The sequence below is a fragment of the Nonomuraea sp. SBT364 genome (genome assembly GCF_001083785.1).
Classification (GTDB): domain Bacteria; phylum Actinomycetota; class Actinomycetes; order Streptosporangiales; family Streptosporangiaceae; genus Nonomuraea.
The window spans coordinates 1-2,980 of sequence record NZ_LAVL01000320.1 but is presented as its reverse complement, the minus strand read 5'-3'; the positions used below and the strand labels follow the sequence as shown (position 1 = coordinate 2,980).

Below are 2,980 nucleotides of genomic sequence, written 5' to 3'. Positions count from 1 at the left end.
GACCCCTCCTCCAGGGCCTGCGCTACCCCTGCCCGCCTCTTCGCCCCGTAGCCTGAGCCTCTCGACTGCCTCCCACCCGCAGTCCGGGCCCCTGATCGCCCGCTCGCCCCGGCACCCTGACCCATCCCTTCCTGCCCTTGTCCTGGGCTTCCGCCCCGAGGGCCGCCCTGAGGCCCTGTCCTGGGTCCCGTCGGGGGTTCCGCTCCTGGGCCCCACCCTGAGCACCGCTATGAACACCTCCGAGGGCGCCGCTCCGAGGGCGGCACCCTGAGCGCACCGCCCCAAGGCACCGCCTCCATGGCACCGCCCTGAGGGCGCCCCTCCGAGCGCACCGCCCTGAGCGCGCCGCCCTGAGCGCGCCGCCCCGAGCGCACCGCCCCGAGGGCGCCGCCCTGTGAGGGCTCCGGTCCTGAGGACCGGTCCGGAGGTCCCGATCCTGAGGGCGCCGCACCCCCTCAACCACGCCGGTGAACGCAGCGTCGGCATCGCGCAGGCCGGTGGGACCCCTGGGTGGGCCATGGCGGGACCCCTGGGTGGGGCCGTGGGCGGGGCAGTGGGCGGTCAGGTCGTAGGGAGCGAGGCGTAGAGGTCGATCCCGCCTCCGTCCGGATCGGCCACCGTGGCGTAGCGCATCCCCCAGAACGCGTCGAACGGCTCGGCGATCCCCCGGTAGCCGGCCCCGACCAGTTCGGCGTACTTCGCGTCCACCCCGGCCGGCGAGTCGAACTCGAAGCACAGCAAGGTGCGCGGCCCACCGGTCGGAGCGCTCCAGCCAGGCAGGAGCGGCGTGCGGAACCCTTCGGTGTCGAGCATCACGTGCAGCCCGCCCGGCAGGTCGCAGCCGGCGTGCTCGGGCGTATTGGCGTCGAGCTTGAACTCCAGCCCGAGCCGGGCGTAGAAGGCGATCGACGCCTCCATGTCCGAGACGATGATGTCGATGGTGTTCAGTGTCGGATTCATGGATTCTCCCTGAGTCCAGTCCGTGGCACGCCGCACGAGCATGCGGCGTACGCTGCGCGAACGCCCTGTTTCAGCGCGCTCGCCAGCGATCCCTCACTGAACAAGACGATCGGCGTACGGCCCAGTACGACAACACCGCGGCCATGCCCGCCGGCATCCTCATGACGCCTCACGCGTCAGTGGACGATGGCGAGCATCACGTCCGAGGCGGCGGGACGGTCGTCGGGGCGTTTGGCCAGGCAGGAGCCGACGACGCTGCGAAGAGACGGCGGTAATGGCGATAAATCCGGATGAACAGTAAGCACCCGGTTGAAGACCGCCGGCACGCTGTCCTCCCCGAACGCCGGTCGCCCCGTCGCCGCGAACATGATCGTCACGCCCCAGCTGAACACGTCCGACGCCGGCCCCACCTGCTCACCCGACAACTGCTCGGGAGACATGTACGGCGGTGTGCCGACCATTTTCCCGGACGTCATCGTCACCTGGTCGAGCGCCCGCGCGATGCCGAAGTCGATGACTCGCGGCCCGTCGTTGCCGATCAGCACGTTGCTCGGCTTGAAGTCACGATGGACGACCCCCGCCTTGTGGATGGCCGCCAGCGCACCGGCTGTGGACAACGCCAGGCGCGTCAGGCTGTCCTCATCCCGGGGGCCATGGTTGCGTACGAGCTGCTCCAGGGACGGGCCGTCCACGTACTCGCTGACGATGTACGCGAACTGCCCGGAAATGCTCACGTCGAGCACCCGGGCTGTGGAGAACGTCGCCACCCGCCGGGCCGCGTCCACTTCCCTGGCGAACCTGGCGCGGGCCGTCTCGTCGACCAGGTCGTGCAGCACCTTCACCGCCACGCGGACGCCGTTGGGCGCGGTCGCGAGATAGACGGCGCCCTGCCCGCCGCGCCCCAGCGGTCGCAGCACCCGGTAGTGCCCGATCCACTCGGGCTCGCCGGGGCGGTGCTGGTAGGAGGGCGAGGTGGTGCGCTGATGGAGGGACGGCCCGTGCGCCACCGGCCCTCGCTGGTGGTGGGCGGGGCCGCGCTGTGCGTACGGGACGCCGGTCTGCACGGGCCGGTAGTTACGCGCCTTGGCCATCGCCGGCACGAGAATGCCCGAATGGATCACCCCGCTCACCCACGCACCCACGAACATGAGCGAGACGATCGTGCCCAGCGGCTCGGGCATGTCCTCGACCTGGTCGTACGACATCAGGGAGATCACGAACGCGCCCATGCACACGCCGTAGCCGCACGCGGCGACGAACTGCCACACGCTCCTCAGCCAGAATGCCGCGAACCCGATCGTGAACGGAGTCGCCAGACCACACGAGATCAGCGACAGGACCGCCCACACCACGGAGGCGGTCCAGGCCCCTGCGCCGGGGCGGATCGGATGGCCGTACGACATGGCGAGAGACTATCGCTCCCTACTTGCACAAATCCGGCATGGCGCTGACTTGTGGATAACTTCCCGTCAGCCTGTGGATAGCTGTGGAAAACCTGGGGACAATGCGCTTGCTCATTCACCTGCGCGGCCAAGTGCGTCATGATGTTGAACCATGGCGCGGTTTCCCGGCGTAGGGCTGGCAAAGGGGTTGACCATCACCCTTCGCCACATGCTGCGCAAATCCGTCACCCAGCAGTATCCCGAGGTCAGGCCCGCCCTTCCGCCACGCAGCCGCGGCGTTATCGCCCTGGTTGAGGAGAATTGCACCTCCTGCATGCTGTGTGCGAGGGAGTGTCCTGACTGGTGCATCTACATCGACTCCCACAAGGAGACCCTCCCGGCCCCTGAAGGCGGCCGTCCCCGGCAGCGCAACGTCCTCGACCGGTTCGCCATCGATTTCGCGCTGTGCATGTACTGCGGGATCTGTATTGAGGTGTGCCCGTTCGACGCCCTGTTCTGGTCGCCGGAGTTCGAGTACGCCGAGGGGGACATCCGCAACCTTCTCCACGAGAAGGACAGGCTCGCCACCTGGGTGGAAACCGTCCCTCCGCCCCCTGCCCACGACCCCGGCGCAGAGC

General features: G+C 69.1%; 3 protein-coding genes. 1 reads left to right on the top strand and 2 read right to left on the bottom strand.

Annotated features, from left to right (window positions below; all coding sequences use genetic code 11):
* Window positions 1–561: 561 nt before the first annotated feature.
* Together ADY59_RS46990 and ADY59_RS47935 are read right to left on the bottom strand one after the other, a co-directional pair.
* Window positions 562–960, bottom strand: a complete 399-nt coding sequence (locus tag ADY59_RS46990; RefSeq protein WP_049577786.1) for a VOC family protein — start codon at window positions 958–960, stop codon at window positions 562–564.
* Window positions 961–1,136: 176 nt separating this feature from the next.
* Window positions 1,137–2,363 (bottom strand): serine/threonine-protein kinase, encoded by a 1,227-nt coding sequence (locus ADY59_RS47935; protein ID WP_053175855.1) that lies wholly within the window; start codon window positions 2,361–2,363, stop codon window positions 1,137–1,139.
* A 208-nt stretch (window positions 2,364–2,571) separates the two neighbouring features.
* On the opposite strand from ADY59_RS47935, the gene ADY59_RS46980 reads away from it, so the two are divergent.
* Window positions 2,572–2,980, top strand: a 409-nt coding sequence (locus tag ADY59_RS46980; protein WP_231619243.1) for a 4Fe-4S binding protein, incomplete at its 3' end; no start/stop codon positions are given.